We start from the raw sequence: 17,837 nt of genomic DNA, 5'->3' as shown, positions 1-17,837 counted from the left end.
TATAATGTCGGCTTGCGCTGATGACTGGACCCCGTTTTTGACGGTCTGGCTCAGGTGTGCAGGGGATAGGAGCAGTGCGGTACAGGATCTCAATTATTAGTATTTTTGATATCGGATATTCCTCTTATCAATTATCCAGATAACTGGCCTTCGTGCATAATCTTGCTCTCCGCTGTGTCTTCACTGAACAACAATAGATTCAAGCCCGTTCTGGTACGGGCTTTTTTTCATTCCGCAATGTACATCGCTTATTTATCTGACCCGGCTTCGGCCCCGCCGCTCCGCATGACGGATGCGCGGGCTTTGAACGTCCCGATAGACAGGCGCCGCTGCCGTTAACACGGCAGCCGCAACAATACGCTCCATCGAGTCCGGTTTCGCAGGCTTAGGTGGAATCATTCACTTCGCGCCGACACTATCTGGTCTCGCATTAAGAGATATCTCATGAAGAATACGCCAAAAACTTTAACGTTGTCCGCCAAGGCGCCACGCCCAGCCGCGGCACCACTTGCCGTACCCAAAACGACTTTATCTTACTTCATCGATAATGCGCAAGCGAATCCGGAAGCCACCGTCACGACGGCGCCGACCGTCGTCACCGTGGTGAAGAAAAGCCGCTCGCGCCTGGCCGCCGTGCCACCGGCCGATGCGGCTGCGGAAGCGGCCGTCAGCGCGCCGGCCGCCGAGGCTGTTGCCGACGTGACCGAGGCCGCTGAAGCCGCCCCGGCGAAGACGCCAAGCGTGAAGATCGCCCCTGGCGCCAAGGCTCCGGCCGCGCCGCGCAAGGTCAGCGAAAGCGCCGCCACGAACAAAGTGGTGACGGCAGCCCGTTCGAAAGTCGTGCGCGCCAAGCCGGAAGCGGCGCCCGTGACCATCATCACCGGCGCGCAAGTGGTCAGCAAGACCACGGACGCCGATGCCTTGGCCGCCATCGATACGTCGAATTACTTCCTGCCAACCGTCAAGGTGCCAGGCCGCCGTGGCCGCAAACCAAGCGAGTTCACGCCGGAAAACGATGAAGTGGCGGCACTGAACGCCGTCGAACGCGCCGAACTGAAGGCTGTGTCGAAAGCGCGCGACCGCAAGGCCAAGGGCGGCCTGGCCGATGCACTGGGCGATCCGGAAGCATCGGCAGCGGACCTCGAACGCCGCCGCAAGCAGATCACGGGCTTGATCAACATGGGCAAGGAACGCGGTTTCCTCACCTACGCCGAGATCAATGACCAATTGCCTGAAAACATCATCGATCCGGAAGCGATCGAAGGCATCATCGCCACCTTCAACGACATGGGCATCGCCGTCTACGAGCGCGCCCCTGACGCGGAAAGCCTGTTGTTGACTGACAACGTCGCCACCGTCACCAGCGACGATGAAGTGGAAGCGGCCGCCGCGACCGCCCTGTCGACCGTCGACTCCGACTTCGGCCGCACCACCGACCCCGTGCGCATGTACATGCGTGAAATGGGCGCCGTGGCGCTGCTGACGCGCGAAGGCGAGATCGAGATCGCCAAGCGCATCGAAGGCGGCTTGAAAGACATGATCCAGGCCATTTCCGCCTGCCCGACCACCATCGGTGAAATCGTTGCGCTGTCGCAAAAAATCGCGCGCGACGAAATCAAGGTCGATGAAGTGGTCGACGGCTTCGTCGATCTGAACGAAAGCAATGCCCCGGCGCCAGCCGCTGCCGCCGCGCCTGCCGCCGCCAGCGGTGACGACGAGGAAGAGGAAGAAGAAGCCGAGGAAGAAGACGGCGACGCCAATGGCGGCGCGGCCGGTTTCTCGAGCGAGCAGTTGGCGCAGCTGAAAAAGAATGCGTTGGAGAAATTCAACGTCATTTCGACGCAGTACGACAAGATGCGCAAGGCGCCCGAGGGCTACAATTCGAAAGCCTACATCAAGGCGCAGGAAGCCATTTCGCAGGAATTGCTGGGCATCCGCTTCACGGCCAAGGTCGTGGAAAAGCTGTGCGACACTCTGCGTGGCCAGATGGAAGAAGTGCGCCACATCGAGCGCGCCGTGCTGGAACTGTGCGTGAACAAATGCGGCATGCCGCGCGCCCACTTCATCAAGGTGTTCCCGGGCAATGAATGCGACCTGGAATGGGTCGACCGCGAAGTCGATTGCAAGTATCCGTACAGCGCCATCCTCAGCCGCAACGTGCCTGCCGTCAAGGAACTGCAAAAGAAGATGATCGACCTGCAAGCGCGCGTGGCCTTGCCGCTGGCTGACTTGCGCAAGATCAACAAGCAGATGGCTGCCGGCGAAAAGCGTGCCCGTCACGCGAAACGCGAAATGACGGTCGCCAACTTGCGCCTGGTCATTTCGATCGCCAAGAAATACATCAACCGTGGCTTGCAATTCCTCGATCTGATTCAGGAAGGCAACATCGGTCTGCTGAAGGCCGTGGATAAATTCGAATACCGCCGCGGCTACAAGTTCTCGACCTACGCCACCTGGTGGATCCGCCAGGCCATTACGCGTTCGATCGCCGACATGGCCCGCACCATCCGCGTGCCGGTGCACATGATCGAAACGATCAACAAGATGAACCGCATCTCGCGCCAGATCATGCAGGAAACGGGTAGCGAGCCGGACCTGGCGACCCTGGCCGTCAAGATGGAAATGCCGGAAAACAAGGTGCGCGAAATCATGAAGATCGCGAAAGAGCCGATTTCCATGGAAACGCCGATGGGCGAAGATGGCGATTCGCAACTGGGCGACTTCATCGAAGACAACACGACCCTGGCGCCGCTGGACGCCGCGCTGCACGCATCGATGCGCAACGTGATCAAGGAAGTGCTCGACTCCCTGACGCCGCGCGAAGCGAAAGTGCTGCGCATGCGTTACGGCGTGGAAATGTCGAACGACCACACCTTGGAAGAAGTGGGCAAGCAGTTCGACGTGACGCGCGAGCGCATCCGCCAGATCGAGGCGAAAGCCATGAGCAAGCTGCGCCAGCCTTCGCGTTCGGACAAGCTGAAAACTTTCCTGACGCAAAACTAAGCAGTCACAAAAAAAAGAGGCGCAAGCCTCTTTTTTTTCGTCCATCCCCAGCGTTGCTTACATAAAATACGTGCGCTGGCCTGGCAGGCCGGCGCGGTGATGGCGCTGCAGCTTGTACAGCGCCACGCCGCTGGCGCCGAGGATGAAGGTGAGGAACAGCCAGTCCAGCGGGTTGCGGCGCGGCGGTGGCGGCGACGCTTGCGACGGCACGGCGAAGGCCTGGAATTTATGCCCCGTGTAGACGGCGCCCACCACCAGCCCGGCGTCCGTGATCTTGTTGGTCAGGTACAGGCCGTCGTCGCGGCGGCGCACCGTCATCACGCCTTCCTTGTAGACAAAGGTCATCGGTTCATAGCCGTTGATGTTGACGCTGCCGACCACGTGTCCGGCCGCATTGACCGCCGTGGCGTAGCTGTCGCCCTGGCCGATCATGGCGCCCAGGTCGAGCATGCGCTTGCCGTCCCAGGCAAAGGCGTGCCAGCGCCGCTTTTCCGTTTCCGAGGCGCCCACGATCAGGCCCGCGTCGTTGATGGCGGTGGCCGAGCTGATGCGTCCGCCGGGCAGGGTGCCGATTTCCTGCATGCCCGCGCCGGGGCGGTAGACGAAGGCGCGGCGGTAGCCATCGCCGCGCTGGGCCGTGCCCACCACCACGCCATGGCTGTTCAGACCGCTGGCATAGCTGCTGGCGCCGCCAAGGGTGCCCAGGTCTTGCAGGGTGTGGTCGGCTTCCGTCACAAAGGCGTGGAAATCGCCGCCGCTGGTATCGGCATAGCCGGCCACCTGGCCGCCGCGCGCGATGGCCGTGGCGTAGCTGCTGGTGCCGCCCAGCGTGCCCAGGTCGCGCATGCCGCCCGCCGCATCGTAGCGGAAGGCGTGCCAGGCGCCGCTGGCCGTCTGCGCCGAACCGACCACCACGCCATGGATATTGATGGCCTTGGTGAAACCTTCATCGCCGCCCAGGGTGCCCAGCTCGCGGATGCGGCCATGCTGGTACGTCACGGCGCGGCGCCGTCCTTCTTCCTCCATGATGATGCCGGCCACCAGGCCCGCCGGGTTCAGGTCGGACGCGATGCTGCCATTGCCATCCCTTTCACCAAAGCCCCGTTCGGCATAGATGGTGGCGCTGGCGGTGGAGACGGCGGCCAGCAGGCACAGGCCGAGCAGTGGGGCGGGGAGCCGGGAGAACCGTGGCGGCATGATAGTTTCCTCAAAGAAAAAACTTACTATACTTTTTAATGTCGAAAATACATACTTAATTTTCTACTGTTTTTGCCAATTCTTGTGTTGCGTCATGGTTGACTGGCGCGCCTTTCCTGGCCCGCGGCAAGTGGATGGCCAGCACCGTGCCCTGGCCGGCCTGGCTGTCGATACGCAGTTCGCCGCCCAGCGCGTGGACACGTTCGCGTATGCTTTTCAGACCGAAGGCGGCCCGCTTGCCGTGGTCGCCCGGCTGCATGCCGATGCCGTTGTCGCTGATGCGCAGCACGATGGCGTCCGCGTCCTGCTCCAGCGCCACTTCCACTTCGCTGGCCTGGGCATGGCGCACGATGTTCGACAGCGATTCCTGCAGCACGCGGAAGATGGCCGACGTCTGGCGCTGGTCCAGGCCCAGGTCCGGCGCCTCGCTGTCGAGCTTGAGCCGGTAGCGGATGGCGCCGCGGCCCTCCATCTGGCGGATCAGCCATTCGGCCGCGGGGCCCAGTCCCAGCTCGAGAGTACTGGGATGCAAGTCATTGATGATGGTGCGCACGGAGCGGATGGTGGTATCGATGGTGTCGAGCACGCGCTGCGCGTGGCGGTGCAGGCGCGGATGGCCCTTGGCCGTGCGCGCGTGCAGCAGCGACACATCGATGCGCAGCACCATCAGGTTCTGGCCCAGGTCGTCATGAATGTCGAGCGCGATGCGGCGCCGCTCTTCTTCCTTGATGGTTTGCTGGTGGTCGGTCAATTCGCGCAGCTGGGCCAGGGTGCGTTCCAGGTTTTCCTCGTTGCGCTTGCTGTCGGTGATGTCGATGGCCATGGCGATGATCATCTGCGGCCGGCCGTGGGCGTCAAACACGGGTTTCTTGTGCGTCTGCACCAGGCGGTTTTCCTGCAACTGCGCGTTCCATACCAATTCTTCGCGGATCACCACCTTGCGGCTGGCAAACGCTTCCCGGTCCGCCGCGTGGAAGCCCACGTTCTGATCGCTGGGAAAGTGCTGCAGGTCGCGTCCTTCGGCGATGTCCTGCTGGCGCACGCCCCATTGCTGTTCGCAAGCCTGGTTCATCAGCAAGATGCGCGAATCGGCATCCTTGAGGAACAGCGACAGGGGCATCATGGAAATGATGTCCTGCAGCCGTTCTTCGCTGCGCGCCAGGGCCGCTTCCGTTTGCGCGCGCATGGCGATTTCCGCGGACAGTTGGAGATTCACGTCGAGCAGCTGGGCCGTGCGCAGGGCCACGCGGCTTTCCAGCTCCGCATGGGCGACGCTGAGCGCGTGTTCGGCCCGCTTGTGTTCCGTGATGTCGTTGGCCAGCACGAGCGCGCCTGTCAAGGTGCCCAGCTGGTCGTGCAGGCAGCGGCCGCTGATCATGGCCCAGCGTTCCGATCCGTCGCTGTGCCAGTACTGCAGTTCGCCCATGCAGCTGTGTTCCTGCGTGCGTCTCAGCGGGCACAGGCGCAGCAAGGTCGCTTCATCGTGGAATTCGCTCATCTTGTGGCCCAGCAGCTTTTCCGCCGGGATGCCCAGCATGTCGCACAGGCGCTGGTTGAGATGCAATATCGTGCCTTCCGCGTCCGTTTGCCACATCCCGTCCTGCGCCGTCTCGCTCAGGTCGCGGTAGCGCATGACGCTGGCGTCGAGCTGCAGTCGCGTGCCGGCCAGGTGGTTGCGCAGCACGCGCAGCAGCCACAGTGCGATGCCGCCAGCGGTCGCCAGCAGCAGCGACAGCCAGACATGTTCCCAGAAGTTGAGTTCCTGCCAGGCCGCGCCCGCCAGCCAGCCCAGCACGACCAGGATGATGGCGGCGCATGCTGCACCCAGCGTTTCAATCGACCATTTGCTCATCCGCATTCCTGGCGTCGTGGTTGGCCGCTGCGGTGCGCCTGGCGCCGGAGTGGGGGGAGGATATTCCACGCTAGTGTAATACCAAATGTTGCTTTCTTGAGAATATTTTTCCATTGAGCAAGCAAAAGGGCCGGCCCTTGCGGTGCCGGCCCCTGCCTGCCGATGGCAGTTTGACGTGATCAGCCCGTGTTGCGCAGGCCTGCCGCCACGCCATTGATCGACAGCTGGATACCGCGGTGCACCCGTTCGTCGACTTTACCGGCGTTGGACAGGGTGCGGTTGCGCTTGATCAATTCCACCTGCAAGTGGTTCAGCGGGTCGAGATAGGCGAAGCGGTTCTGGATCGAGCGGGCCAGCAGCGGATTGCCCGCCAGCCGTTCCGTATTGCCGGTGATTAGCTCCAGGCAGCGCAAGGTGTTGCCATGCTCGTCCGTGATGCGCTTGTAGATGCGTTCGCGCAAGCCCTGGTCCGCCACCAGTTCCGCATAGCGCGAGGCGATCGCCAGGTCCGTCTTGGCCAGCACCATGTCCATGTTCGACAGCAGGGTGGCAAAGAATGGCCATTCGGCGTACATGGCGCGCAGGGTGGCGATCCTGTCATCTTTCGCATCGCCGTCGGCCTGATTGATCCAGGCTTCGATGGCGCTGCCGAAGCCGAACCAGCCCGGCAGCAGCAAGCGGCACTGGCCCCAGGAAAAGCCCCAGGGAATGGCGCGCAAGTCTTCGATACGCTGGTTGGCCTTGCGCGAGGCGGGGCGCGAACCGAGGTTCAGCTCGGCGATTTCCGCAATCGGCGTAGCCGAGAAGAAATACTCCGTAAAGCCTGGCGTTTCATACACGAGGTGGCGGTAGGCGTGATAGGCGAGGTCCGACAATTGCGCCATCACGGCTTCGAACTGCGCCAGCTGGCCGTTGCGGGCCGGATTGGCTTCCTGCGGCGCCAGGCTCGCTTCCAGGGTGGCGGCGACCAGCAATTCCAGGTTGCGCCGGCCGATTTCCGCGTTGGAAAACTTCGAGGCGATGATCTCGCCTTGTTCCGTCAGGCGGATCTGGCCGTTGACGGTGCCCGGCGGCTGGGCCAGGATGGCTTCGTAGCTGGGGCCGCCGCCACGGCCCACCGTGCCGCCGCGGCCATGGAACAGGCGCAGCTTGACGCCGGCCTTTTGAAAGTCGGACACGAGCGCCAGTTCCGCCTTGTACAGCTCCCAGTTCGACGTGAGGAAGCCGCCATCCTTGTTCGAATCGGAATAGCCGAGCATGACTTCCTGCAGCTGTCCCTGCTTGGCGATCAATTGTTTTACCAGGGGCAAGGCCATGACCTGGCTCATGATGCCGGCCGCGCGCTGCAGGTCGGGGATCGTCTCGAACAGGGGGATGACCATCAGCTCGCACGTGCTGTCGCCGTCGCCTCCGGCCTTCCAGTCGGTGCGCAGCAAGCCTGTTTCTTTTTGCAGCAGCAATACTTCCAGCAAGTCGGACACGGTTTCCGTGTGCGAGATGATGTAGTTGCGAATGGCCCGCGCGCCGTAGCGCTGGCGGATGTCGCGCGCCGCGCGCAGGATCGCCAGCTCGGAATCCGTTTCCGTGGCGTAGGCAATGTAGGGCGAGTACAGCAAACGCGGCTGGGCCAGTTCGTTCAGCAGCAGCGCTTGTTTGTCTTCCTCGGACAGGGACGTGTAATCGGCGGCCACGCCGCTTTTCGCGAACAGGTCGGCCAGCACGCGCTCGTGCACGTCCGAGGTCTGGCGCATGTCGAGCGACGCCAGGTGGAAGCCGAAGATGTCGGCCGCGCGCGCCAGGGTCGCCAGGCGCGGGCGCACGAGGGCCGCACCGTGGTGCGATTCGAGCGAGGCGACGATGGTGCGCAGGTCGGCCACAAATGCGGCCGCGTCAGGGTAGGCGGCGGCCGCGCCCACTTCCTTGCGCAGGATGTTGGTGGCGCCCAGCGCGCGGGCCGTGGCGGCCAGGCGCGCATAGATGCCGATCAGGGCGCGGCGGTACGGTTCGTCGCTGCGGTGCGGCGAAGCGTCCGGCGACTGGTCGGCCAGCGCCTGCAGTTCGGCGCTCACGCCCACCATCAGGGTCGAGACGGACAATTCCGCGCCCAGCGCGTGTACTTCGTCGAGGTAGAAATCGAGGATGGTGGTGGCGTGGCGCGCCAGCGCATGCTGCATGGTGCCCGCGTTGACGTTCGGGTTGCCGTCGCGGTCGCCGCCGATCCAGCTGCCCATCTGCACGTAGGCGGCGTTGATCGGTACTATCGTACCGTCGCCGTTCGGGTACTCGGCGGCGATGTCGTCCTCGATATCGTCATACAGGCCCGGCAGTTCGCGCAGGAAGGTGATGCGGTAGTAGGACAGGGCGTTTTCGATCTCGTCGGCCACCGTCAGCTTCGAGTAGCGCAGCATGCGCGTCTGCCACAGGGTGGCCACGCGTGAGCGCAGCAGCTGCATATGGGCTTGCCGTTCTTTCGGCGTCTGCGGCAAGTCGCGCTCGGCCAGCAGGCGGGCGATGTCGTGCTCGGCGTCGAGGATGCTCTTGCGCTGCACTTCCGTCGGGTGGGCCGTCAGCACGGGCGCGATCAGGGCGTCCTGGAAGAAGGTGTCGACGGTCTTGCGCGGCACGCCTGCCATGCGCAGTTTTTTCAGCGCGAAGCTGACGCTGCCCTTTTGTGCCGGGGAGCCGGCCAGCAGGTGGGCGCGGCGGCGGCGGATGTGGTGCTGGTCTTCGGCAATGTTGGCCAGGTGCGAAAAGTAGGAAAAGGCGCGCACGACGGAAATCGTCTGTTCGCGGCTCAGTTCCTTGAGCATGGCGTCCAGTTCCAGGGCCGCGTCCGCGTCCGCTTCGCGGCGGAAGCGTACGGAAGTCTGGCGTATGGTTTCCACCACATTGAAGACGGCGTCGCCTTCCTGTTCCCGCAGCACGTCGCCCAGCAGGCGGCCCAGCAGGCGGATGTCTTCTTTCAGCGGCGCATCCTTGTCGGAGCCGGCCGCTGGAACTATTTCTGGTGCTACTGCGTCATTGAGCATAATAAAGAACCAAAGTAAGTGTAAAAGCAAGGGAATGTGGATCGCACCGGGCGTTTGGCCGCAGAGGGGAGGGGGCGCATGATAAAATTTGTGGTCTTCAACATGGACGCTAGCCTGACTTGGCCTTCTAGGCCAAGGGATAACGATTATAGCGACGCCGGGCACCATTCCGATACAAATTGATATCGGACGGGCGAATTGGCAACGATAATGACAACGACAGCCACAGCGAAAGAACTTGTTTTGAAAGCATCCGAATTGACCCCGAACGAATTGAATATTCCTGCCCGCCTGGTGATCGCCACGCGCGAGAGCCGTCTTGCCATGTGGCAAGCCGAACACGTGCGTGCGCGCCTGGCCGCCCTGTATCCGCAGTGTAGCGTTGAAATTCTCGGCATGACCACACGCGGCGACCAGATTCTGGACCGCGCCTTGTCCAAGGTAGGCGGCAAGGGCCTGTTCGTCAAGGAGCTGGAAGTGGCGATGGAAGAAGGGCGCGCCGACCTGGCCGTGCATTCGCTGAAAGACGTGCCGATGGAGTTGCCGCAAGGCTTTGCCCTGGCCGCCATCCTCGAGCGCGAAGACCCGCGCGACGCGTTCGTGTCGAACGATTACGCCAGTCTGGCCGAGCTGCCGCATGGCGCCGTCGTCGGCACCAGCAGCCTGCGCCGCCAGTCGCTGATCGCCGCCCGTTATCCGCACCTGACAATACTGCCCCTGCGCGGCAACCTCGATACGCGTTTGGGCAAGCTCGACCGTGGCGATTACGCGGCCATCATCCTGGCCGCCGCCGGCCTGAAGCGCCTGGGGCTCGAATCGCGCATCCGCGCCGTGCTGGCGCCGGAAGACAGCCTGCCGGCGGCAGGCCAGGGCGCCATGGCGATCGAGATCCGCAGCGGGCGCGCGGACGGCGCCGACCTCGTGCGCCTGCTGGCGCCGCTGAACCACGCGGCCACGGCCCAAGCCGTCACGGCCGAGCGCAAGGTGTCGAAGATTTTCGGCGGCAGCTGCCAGATCCCGCTGGCCGCCTTCGCTACAGTCGAAGGCGAACAGATGCGCTTGCGCGCCATGGTCGCCACGCCGGACGGCGCGCGCATGGCCAGCGCCGACGTCAGTGGCCCGGCCAGCGCGCCGGAACAGCTGGGCGAGCAAGTGGCCGAACTGCTGCGCGGGCAAGACGCCGCCGGCATCCTCGCCTCGTGCGCCGTCACGCCCGACAACCATGAAGGCCTGGCGCCGCATGCCTGACACCGTGGTGATCACGCGGCCCGCGCAACAAGCTGGGCCGCTGGCCGCCCACATCGCGGCGCTGGGCTTGCCCGTGCAGCTGCTGCCGCTGCTGGAAATCCACGCGCTTGAGGGCGAGGACGAATGCGCACACTTGCAAGCCGTGCTGGCGCGCCTGCGCGATTTTGACCTGGTGGCCTTCGTCTCGCCAAACGCCATCGATTGCGTCTTTGCGCACTTGCCCGCCTGGCCGCCAGGCGTGCCGCTGGCCGTGGTGGGCGAGGGCAGCCGGATGGCCCTGGCAGCGCATGGCGTCACGGAGGCCAACGCGGCCATCACCAGTCCGTTTGACACGGCGCGCAGCGATTCCGAACATTTATTGCTGGCGCTGGACTTGCCGGCCCTGCGCGGCAAGCGCGTGCTGATCGTGCGCGGCGATGGCGGACGCGATTACCTGGCCGACGGCTTGCGCGCGGCCGGCGCCGAAGTCGAGTTCGTTACGGCCTACCGCCGCAAGGTGCCGGCGCTGACGCCGGCCTTGCGGGCGACCCTGGAAAAGCTGTTGCAGCATAATAATGACTGGATCATCACCAGCTCGGAAGCGCTGCGCGGTTTGCTGGCGCTGCTGGAGGAATTGGATGCTGAAAAGACGGCTGTTGTGAAAATGCAACAGCAGCATCTGATCGTGCCGCACGCCCGCATTGCACAAACGGCGGCGGCCCTGGGTTTTGCCCGTGTCACCCTGACAGGATCAGGCGACGCAGGAGTGCTCGCCGCGTTACAATCACGACCATGAACGAAATGCCTACACTCTCCGAACCGAATGCAACGCCTGGCAGCGCCGTGAAGACGGCGCCGCAGGCGGCCGACCAACCTGCCGGCCGCGCGCCGACCTTGCTGGAACAGCTGCAAAAGCCCATGAGCATCGCCGTCATCGTGCTGGCCGTGCTGCTGGCTGCGCAAAGCTGGTCGACCAGCAAGCAGATCCGCAACCTGCGCGAAGAAGTGGCCAAGCGCCTGCAAAAGGGCGATGTCAGCAACGCCGAAACGGGCGTGCTGGCGCGCAACGTGCAAGAAGGCACGAAAGAGCTGGAAATCAAGGTGGGCGCGCTGGAAAACCGCCAGAGCGAAACGCAAAGCCAGCAGCTGGCGCTGGAACAACTGTATAACGACTTGTCGAAGAACCGCGACGAGTGGGCGCTGACGGAAATCGAGCAAGTGCTGTCGACGGCCAGCCAGCAGCTGCAACTGGCCGGCAACGTGCCCGGCGCGCTGATCGCCCTGCAAAACGCGGACCGCAGCCTGTCGCGCTCGGACAAACCGCAATTCATCACCATCCGCCGCGCCATCGGGCGCGACATGGAAAAACTCAAGGCCCTGCCTAGCGTCGATTCGACGGGCGTGGCCCTGCGCCTCGATGCCGTGATCGCCCAGATCGATTCGCTGCCGATGCTGTCCGACGAAACGCCGGCCTTGCCGGCCGCGCCGGAAAAACCGGGCAAGGCCAAGCCCGTGCGCGATGCCGCCGGCAAGCTGGTGGGTCCGCCTGCGCCGGAGCCGATGCTGCAAAAAGTACGCGACGGCTTCAATACCTGGAGCGGCGACATGTGGGCCGACGTGCGCCAGTTGATCCGTATCCGCCGGGTCGATACGCCGGAAGCGCTGATGCTGTCGCCGACGCAATCGTATTTTTTGCGTGAAAACGTCAAGCTGCGCCTGCTCAATGCCCGCATGGCCTTGTTGTCGCGCAATGAAACGGCTTTCCGTAACGACTTGATCGCTGCGCAGGATGCGCTGGCCAAGTATTTCGACACCCGCGCCAAGAGCACGCAGACGGCGCAAGCACTGCTGCGCCAGGTGCAGGGCAGCAACTTGGCCATCGAAATGCCAACCTTGTCCGACAGCCTGACGGCTGTGCGCAACTACAAAGCGAAGTCCTGAGCCCATGCGTCTATTTCTCTGGTTACTCGCCCTGATGGCCGCGGCGATCGGTATCGCCGTGACGGCCCGTTTCAACCCCGGCAATGTGGTGCTGTTCTATCCGCCGTACCGCATCGATTTGTCGCTGAACTTCTTCCTGCTGCTGCAGGTCGTGCTGTTCGTGCTGCTGTACTTGCTGGTGCGCGCCGTGCGCGCCACCGTGCGCATGCCGGCGCAAGTGGCGGCCTACCGCCAGCGCAAGCGTGAGCGCGATGGCAACAAGGGCTTGCGCGAAGCCTTGAAAGCCCTGTTCGAAGGCCGTTTCGGCCATGCCGAGAAGGCCGCCTTGCGGGCCGCCGAACTGGAAGAAAACGCCGGCCTGGCCGCGCTGATCGGCGCGCGCGCCGCGCACCGCATGCGCCAGTCCGAGCGCCGCGACAGCTGGCTGTCCCGCGTCGAAGGCGATGCCAGCCTGAAGACGGCCCGGTTGATGACGGTGACGGAATTGCTGGTCGACGACCACCAGCCGGAAGCGGCCCTGGCCGCCGTGCGCGAACTCAATGCCAGCGGCACGCGCCACATCCACGCGCTGCAATGGTCGCTCAAGGCTGAACAGCAGGCGAAGAACTGGCCGGAAGTGCTGCGCCTGGTGCGCTCGCTCGACAAGCACCGCGCCCTGCATCCGGCCCTGTCGTCGCGCCTGCGTGAGCTGGCCTACGACCATTTGCTGTCCGACCCGTCGCATGACGCGGAATCCTTGATGCGCGTGTGGTCCACCGTGCCCAGCAGCGACCGGGTCAAGCCGTACATCGCCTGCCGCGCCGCCACGGCCCTGAATGCGCGTGGCCTGCACGACGAAGCGCGCCTCGTGTGCGAAGAGTCGCTGGCCGCCGACTGGGACGAGAGAGTCGTGCGCGCCTACCGCGAAGCGGCGGCGCCAAGCGGCACGCCGGCCCTGCTGCTGCAGATCGAGCATTGCGAACAATGGATGAAACAGCGTCCGCTCGATGCGGAACTGGCGCTGACCCTGGGCACCTTGTGCCTCAAGCAAAAACTGTGGGGCAAGGCCCAGCGCCACCTGGAGCAGGCCTTGTCGGACGCGAACGAGCCGCAGATGGTGCGCGACGCCCACCTGAAGCTGGCGCAGATGCACGACGCCTTGCAGCAGACGGAACAGGCTGCCGCCCATTACCGGCAGTGCGCCTTGGCGACCATCCTGTAAGCTGTTTCTTCAGACGTAAAAAAGCCGTTCAGTGCAGACTGAACGGCTTTTTTTTGCGCTGCTAGCTTGCTACTTTACTTCTTCGCGCTTTACTTTTTCGGTACGGCGGCGCCTTCGGGCAAGGCATACGCGACCAGGGTATCGCTCATCTTCGTGCCCAGCGAACCGTGGCCGCCGGCCATGACGACGACGAACTGGCGTCCCGACTTGTTCGACACATAGCTCATCGGCGTAGCCTGGCCACCGGCTGGCAAGCGGGCTTTCCAGATCACTTTGCCGTTGCTGACGTCGTAGCCGCGGATGTAGTAGTCGAGCGTGCTGCTGAGGAATGTCACGCCGCCACCGGTGGTGACCATGCCGCCCAGGCTGGGCACGCCCAGTGGTAGCGGGATCGGCACGGGACCGCTGTCGCGCGTGGTGCCGTTCTTGTGCATCCACACTTTTTTCATCGTGCGCAGGTCGACGGCGGCCACATAGCCCCACGGCGGTGCTTGGCACGGGAAGCCCAGCGGCGACAGGAATGCCTTGATTTCCACGGCGAACGGGACGCCCGTCTGCGGCTGCAAGCCCATTTCGCCACCGGTGCCGCCCTTGGCCGTCGTTTCCGCGCGCGGTACGAGTTTTTCCAGGAAGCCCATGTAGTCAGGGTTGACGATCAACAACTGGCGCACGGGATCGATGGCCGCGCCACCCCATTCGAAGATACCCAATGGGCCCGGGGAGATGACGGCGCCCTTGCCAGCCGTTTGCGGCGTGAACGGGCCTTCATAGCGGCGTTCCTTGAAGATGATGCGGCAGGCGAGCTGGTCGAACGGTGTCGTGCCCCACATGTCCGCTTCGCTGATGTTGCGTTCAGGCAGGAAGGTCAGGGCCGAGAACGGCTGCGTGGGCGACAGGGTGTCGCCGGCGGCAGGATTGCTCGTCGGCACGGGTTTTTCCGGCGCCGGCATGACCAGGCTGCCATCGCGGCGGTCGATCACGTAGATGTCGCCGCGTTTTGTCGTGGCCACGACGGATGGCACTTTGCCTTTCGGCGTGTCGATGTCGACCAGACTCGGCTGGCCGCCGATATCCATATCCCAGATATCGTGGTGCACGGTCTGGTAGACCCAGCGCACCTTGCCCGTTGCCAGGTCCAGCGCGACGATGGCGCTGTTGAATTTCTCGCCATTCTTGTTGCGGTTGCCGCCCCAGGTATCGGGCGTTTCATTGCCCATCGGGATGTAGACCATGCCCAGCTTTTCATCGATGCTGGCCACGCCCCACGAGTTCGGCGAGTTGTTGGTGTAGTTCTTGCCTTCAGGGAAGGGTTGCGTATCTTCCGGCGTGGCCGGGTCCCAGTTCCACATCAGCTTGCCGGTGACGGGATCGTAGCCGCGGATCACGCCCGATGGCTCTTCCGTCGAATGGTTGTCCGTCACGCTGGCGGCGATCACGGCCATTTTCTGCGACACGGCCGGCGGCGAGGTCGGCATCAGGAAACCGCGCTTGATCATCGCCATGTTCTTGTACAGGTTGACGACGCCGTTGTTGCCAAAGCTCTTGCACGACTCGCCCGTATCGGCGTTGACGGCGATCATGGTGCCATCCATGGTTGGCGCCAGGATGCGGCGCGGGCATTCCATGCCGGCAGCTTCGGGGGCTGGATTGTTCTTCGCGCGGCCCGCGTTCACGTCCCAGTACGCCACGCCGCGGCAGATCATGTGCTGGTAGCTGGCCGCGTCGCGGTTGATCTTCGGATCGTGGCGCCAGATTTCCTTGCCCGTGTCCGGGTTCAGGGCGATGACGATATTGTGCGGCGTGCACAAATACAGCATGTCATTGACCTTCAGCGGCGTCACTTCGTTGGCGATCTCGCCCGGGTCGTTCGGTCCCTTGAAGTCACCCGTGTGGTAGGTCCAGGCTTCTTTCAGGCCGGAAATATTCGCCGGCGTGATTTGCGCGGCCGGGGCATAGCGGTCGCCATAGCCGGAGCGGCCATACGCGGACCAGTCATTGTGCTCGACGCCGGGTGCCAGGTCGCCCGTGGCGGTGGCGGCCATGTTTTCGGCAGGCACGTCGCCATGCAGGTCATGGTAGTCCTGGAACAGGGCGATGACACCGGCGATGACGGTCAGGGCCACGGCGGCGGAAAGCGCCGTCTTGCCCGCTTGTCCCTGTTTCGCCGCGGCGGCTGGCGCCAGGCGGCGGTTGACGAAGGGCAGCAGCAGCCAGACGGCGGCGGCAAACCAGATGTCGAGGCGCGGCAGCAATTGCCACCAGTCGAATTTCACTTCAATGACGGACCAGATGAGAGTGGCGATCAGCAGCAGCGCCATGAAGGCTTGCGCGCTGCGCTTGCCCTGGAACACCAGCGCGCCGGCAACGAGCATGCCGATACCGGCCAGCAGGTAGTACCACGAGCCGCCCAGAGAGGCCAGCCAGATGCCGCCGCCCAGCAGGGCGAGGCCAAACAGAATGAAAATAACGCCGGTGACCTTTAATAAAGGCCCGGGCCGGAAAGAGGGAATCATCATATTCCTTTTTGCAAGGATTTATCGGTGGCGCGTGATGCGCCATATTGAATCTAGCGAAGGCTTTGTTTGCAGAGTATGCGAAGTTTTGGAAACACCAGAATGTGACAGTTTATCAGAATTGATGAATGTCTTCTGGTCGTGCCATTTTTTGGAAGGTTCGCCATTTGAATAAATAAATGCTACAAATAAGCGCAAATATTATGCTGGAAGAGGAGATTCCCGGGCTGGAGGCGTGTGTTGACGCGGCGACGTCGTCATGCGCCCGCATTGCGGGGAGAATAAGACTGGCGCTGTTGTTATAAGTGGCTGCATAAAATGCAATATCAAATATAATAACCATGTCTGCCGCATGGTGATATTGAAATGAAAATAGGCGGATATTGAAGATATTAACTCGGGACTGACCGTAGTAATGCTTAAGTGTTTCTACTTATTATTTTCGGTGATCTGTTTCTACTCTCGACGGTAGGCTGCGCAGTCCAACAGGCCGGGCGCGTCACTGTTGCTGGCAGGACGCGCAAAACGCCGGCGAGCCGCTGCTGCGCCGCACAAGCGGCCTGTACTTCGCTATAATTGCGCGGTTAAAACACCACCCGCTAATGAGGAATCCCATGAGTTTGAATAACGTCTCTTCCGGCCGCGACCTGCCGAACGATTTCAACGTCGTCATCGAAATCCCGATGAATGCCGATCCGATCAAGTACGAAGTCGACAAGGAAAGCGGCGCGATCTTCGTCGATCGCTTCATGGGTACCGCCATGCATTACCCGTGCAACTATGGCTACGTGCCGAACACCCTGTCGCCGGATGGCGACCCGGTCGACGTGCTGGTCATCACCCCATTCCCGCTGATCCCGGGCGTGGTCGTGCGCTGCCGTCCTATCGGCGTGCTGAAAATGACCGACGAGTCGGGCGAAGACGCAAAAGTGCTGGCCGTGCCAGTCGACAAGGTCCTGTCGATCTACAGCCACTGGCAAAAGCCGGAAGACTTGAACGAACTGCGCTTGCGCCAGATCCAGCATTTCTTTGAGCACTACAAAGATCTGGAAAAAGGCAAATGGGTCAAGATCGACGGCTGGTATGGTCCTGAAGTGGCCAAGGAAGAAATCCTGAACGGCGTTGCAGCGTTCAAGACCGACGCCGCCAAAGCCTAAGAACACCGAGTAAGAAGAACGCTCCCCGCCAGTCATGGCCGGGAGCGTTTTTTTAGGCTCTGTCATCGGCAAATAGGGGAAATGCCGGAATCTTCCCTTGCTTGTGTTGTCTGACTCTGCATACCCCCCTGCAGGAGCAGATCATGCGGCCAGCCGAATGGATCAGTTTTATGGAGCAGTTTGCGCAGTTGAACCGGCGCCAGCGGCAGGCAGGCATTGCCCTGCTGCGTGGCAACTATCCACACGACGCGACCGTCGCGCTGCTGGAAAGTGTGGCGCAGCCGCGATTGGCCTGTCCCGCCTGCCACTCGGCGCACTTGCACCGGCATGGCCATGCGCACGGCCTGCAGCGCTACCGTTGCGTGCCGTGCGGGCGCACCTTCAATGCGCTCACCGGCACGCCGCTGGCGCGCCTGCGCCAAAAGACCTTGTGGCTCGACTACGCCGATTGTCTGCTGGCATCGGATTCCGTGCGCAAGGCGGCGAGCCAACTGGGCGTACACCGCAACACCACGTTTCGCTGGCGCCACCGGTTTTTATCGTTGGCAAAGACGGACCGGCCGCATGGCCTGCATGGCATCGCCGAGGCAGACGAGTTATATCTGCTGGAATCGGAAAAGGGATCGAGAAACATGACGCGTCCGGCGCGCCGCCGGGGCGGCCATGCCCACAAACGCGGCATATCGAATGAACAGGTCTGCATCCTCGTCGCGCGCG

At 62.9% G+C, this 17,837-nt stretch carries 11 protein-coding genes; 7 read left to right on the top strand and 4 right to left on the bottom strand.

The annotated features are described in order from the left end of the window. The first annotated feature begins 444 nt into the window (after nucleotides 1-444). Entirely contained in the window at nucleotides 445-3,003 is a 2,559-nt protein-coding gene (gene rpoD, locus AC54AG_RS23085; RefSeq protein WP_331778854.1) for an RNA polymerase sigma factor RpoD, read from the top strand. A gap of 57 nt (nucleotides 3,004-3,060) precedes the next feature. Here the strand turns inward: rpoD and AC54AG_RS23080 are convergent, their stop codons facing one another. From AC54AG_RS23080 to ppc, 3 genes are all read right to left on the bottom strand, one after another. Further along, complete coding sequence (locus tag AC54AG_RS23080; RefSeq protein WP_331778855.1) at nucleotides 3,061-4,200, bottom strand: HAF repeat-containing protein; 1,140 nt, start codon at nucleotides 4,198-4,200, stop codon at nucleotides 3,061-3,063. A 55-nt stretch (nucleotides 4,201-4,255) separates the two neighbouring features. After that, entirely contained in the window at nucleotides 4,256-6,052 is a 1,797-nt protein-coding gene (locus AC54AG_RS23075; RefSeq protein WP_331778856.1) for a PAS domain S-box protein, read from the bottom strand. A gap of 179 nt (nucleotides 6,053-6,231) precedes the next feature. Then, on the bottom strand, nucleotides 6,232-9,081 hold the full coding sequence (gene ppc, locus AC54AG_RS23070) for a phosphoenolpyruvate carboxylase (protein ID WP_496631683.1): 2,850 nt from the start codon (nucleotides 9,079-9,081) through the stop codon (nucleotides 6,232-6,234). Nucleotides 9,082-9,324: 243 nt separating this feature from the next. Between ppc and hemC the strand changes: the two genes are divergently transcribed. Genes hemC through AC54AG_RS23050 form a run of 4 tightly spaced genes read left to right on the top strand, consistent with a single transcriptional unit; the run spans nucleotide 9,325 to nucleotide 13,450 of the window. Further along, a complete protein-coding gene (gene hemC, locus AC54AG_RS23065) occupies nucleotides 9,325-10,329 on the top strand; it encodes a hydroxymethylbilane synthase (RefSeq protein WP_496631682.1) in 1,005 nt (334 codons plus the stop codon). Next, a complete protein-coding gene (locus tag AC54AG_RS23060) occupies nucleotides 10,322-11,104 on the top strand; it encodes a uroporphyrinogen-III synthase (protein ID WP_496631681.1) in 783 nt (260 codons plus the stop codon). Before hemC ends, AC54AG_RS23060 begins: the two co-directional genes overlap by 8 nt. Next, on the top strand, nucleotides 11,101-12,249 hold the full coding sequence (locus AC54AG_RS23055; RefSeq protein ID WP_058049383.1) for a uroporphyrinogen-III C-methyltransferase: 1,149 nt from the start codon (nucleotides 11,101-11,103) through the stop codon (nucleotides 12,247-12,249). Before AC54AG_RS23060 ends, AC54AG_RS23055 begins: the two co-directional genes overlap by 4 nt. Nucleotides 12,250-12,253: 4 nt before the next feature. Next, nucleotides 12,254-13,450 carry a heme biosynthesis protein HemY gene (locus AC54AG_RS23050; RefSeq protein WP_080698801.1) on the top strand — a complete coding sequence of 399 codons (1,197 nt, stop codon included), beginning with the start codon at nucleotides 12,254-12,256 and terminating at the stop codon, nucleotides 13,448-13,450. Between the two features lie 89 nt (nucleotides 13,451-13,539). On the opposite strand, the gene AC54AG_RS23045 is transcribed toward AC54AG_RS23050, so the two are convergent. Beyond that, nucleotides 13,540-15,966 carry a membrane-bound PQQ-dependent dehydrogenase, glucose/quinate/shikimate family gene (locus tag AC54AG_RS23045; RefSeq protein WP_496631680.1) on the bottom strand — a complete coding sequence of 809 codons (2,427 nt, stop codon included), beginning with the start codon at nucleotides 15,964-15,966 and terminating at the stop codon, nucleotides 13,540-13,542. Between the two features lie 611 nt (nucleotides 15,967-16,577). Between AC54AG_RS23045 and ppa the strand changes: the two genes are divergently transcribed. Together ppa and AC54AG_RS23035 are read left to right on the top strand one after the other, a co-directional pair. After that, nucleotides 16,578-17,120: an inorganic diphosphatase gene (gene ppa / locus AC54AG_RS23040; protein ID WP_034786159.1), complete on the top strand. Its 543-nt coding sequence runs from the start codon at nucleotides 16,578-16,580 to the stop codon at nucleotides 17,118-17,120. Between the two features lie 143 nt (nucleotides 17,121-17,263). Further along, nucleotides 17,264-17,837 (top strand): IS1595 family transposase (locus AC54AG_RS23035; RefSeq protein ID WP_496631679.1); only part of this gene is annotated, 574 nt, incomplete at its 3' end.

The organism is Janthinobacterium sp. BCJ23, assembly GCF_059617945.1.
This window is presented reverse-complemented; position numbering and strand designations above follow the sequence as displayed.

Excerpts from the sequence above, each read along its gene's own strand:
- AC54AG_RS23050 (WP_080698801.1), top strand. The coding sequence starts at position 12,254 with ATGCGTCTATTTCTCTGGTTACTCGCCCTGATGGCCGCGGCGATCGGT.
- rpoD (WP_331778854.1), top strand. The coding sequence starts at position 445 with ATGAAGAATACGCCAAAAACTTTAACGTTGTCCGCCAAGGCGCCACGC.
- AC54AG_RS23080 (WP_331778855.1), bottom strand. The coding sequence starts at position 4,200 with ATGCCGCCACGGTTCTCCCGGCTCCCCGCCCCACTGCTCGGCCTGTGC.
- AC54AG_RS23045 (WP_496631680.1), bottom strand. The coding sequence starts at position 15,966 with ATGATGATTCCCTCTTTCCGGCCCGGGCCTTTATTAAAGGTCACCGGC.
- AC54AG_RS23060 (WP_496631681.1), top strand. The coding sequence starts at position 10,322 with ATGCCTGACACCGTGGTGATCACGCGGCCCGCGCAACAAGCTGGGCCG.
- AC54AG_RS23075 (WP_331778856.1), bottom strand. The coding sequence starts at position 6,052 with ATGAGCAAATGGTCGATTGAAACGCTGGGTGCAGCATGCGCCGCCATC.
- AC54AG_RS23055 (WP_058049383.1), top strand. The coding sequence starts at position 11,101 with ATGAACGAAATGCCTACACTCTCCGAACCGAATGCAACGCCTGGCAGC.
- ppa (WP_034786159.1), top strand. The coding sequence starts at position 16,578 with ATGAGTTTGAATAACGTCTCTTCCGGCCGCGACCTGCCGAACGATTTC.
- ppc (WP_496631683.1), bottom strand. The coding sequence starts at position 9,081 with ATGCTCAATGACGCAGTAGCACCAGAAATAGTTCCAGCGGCCGGCTCC.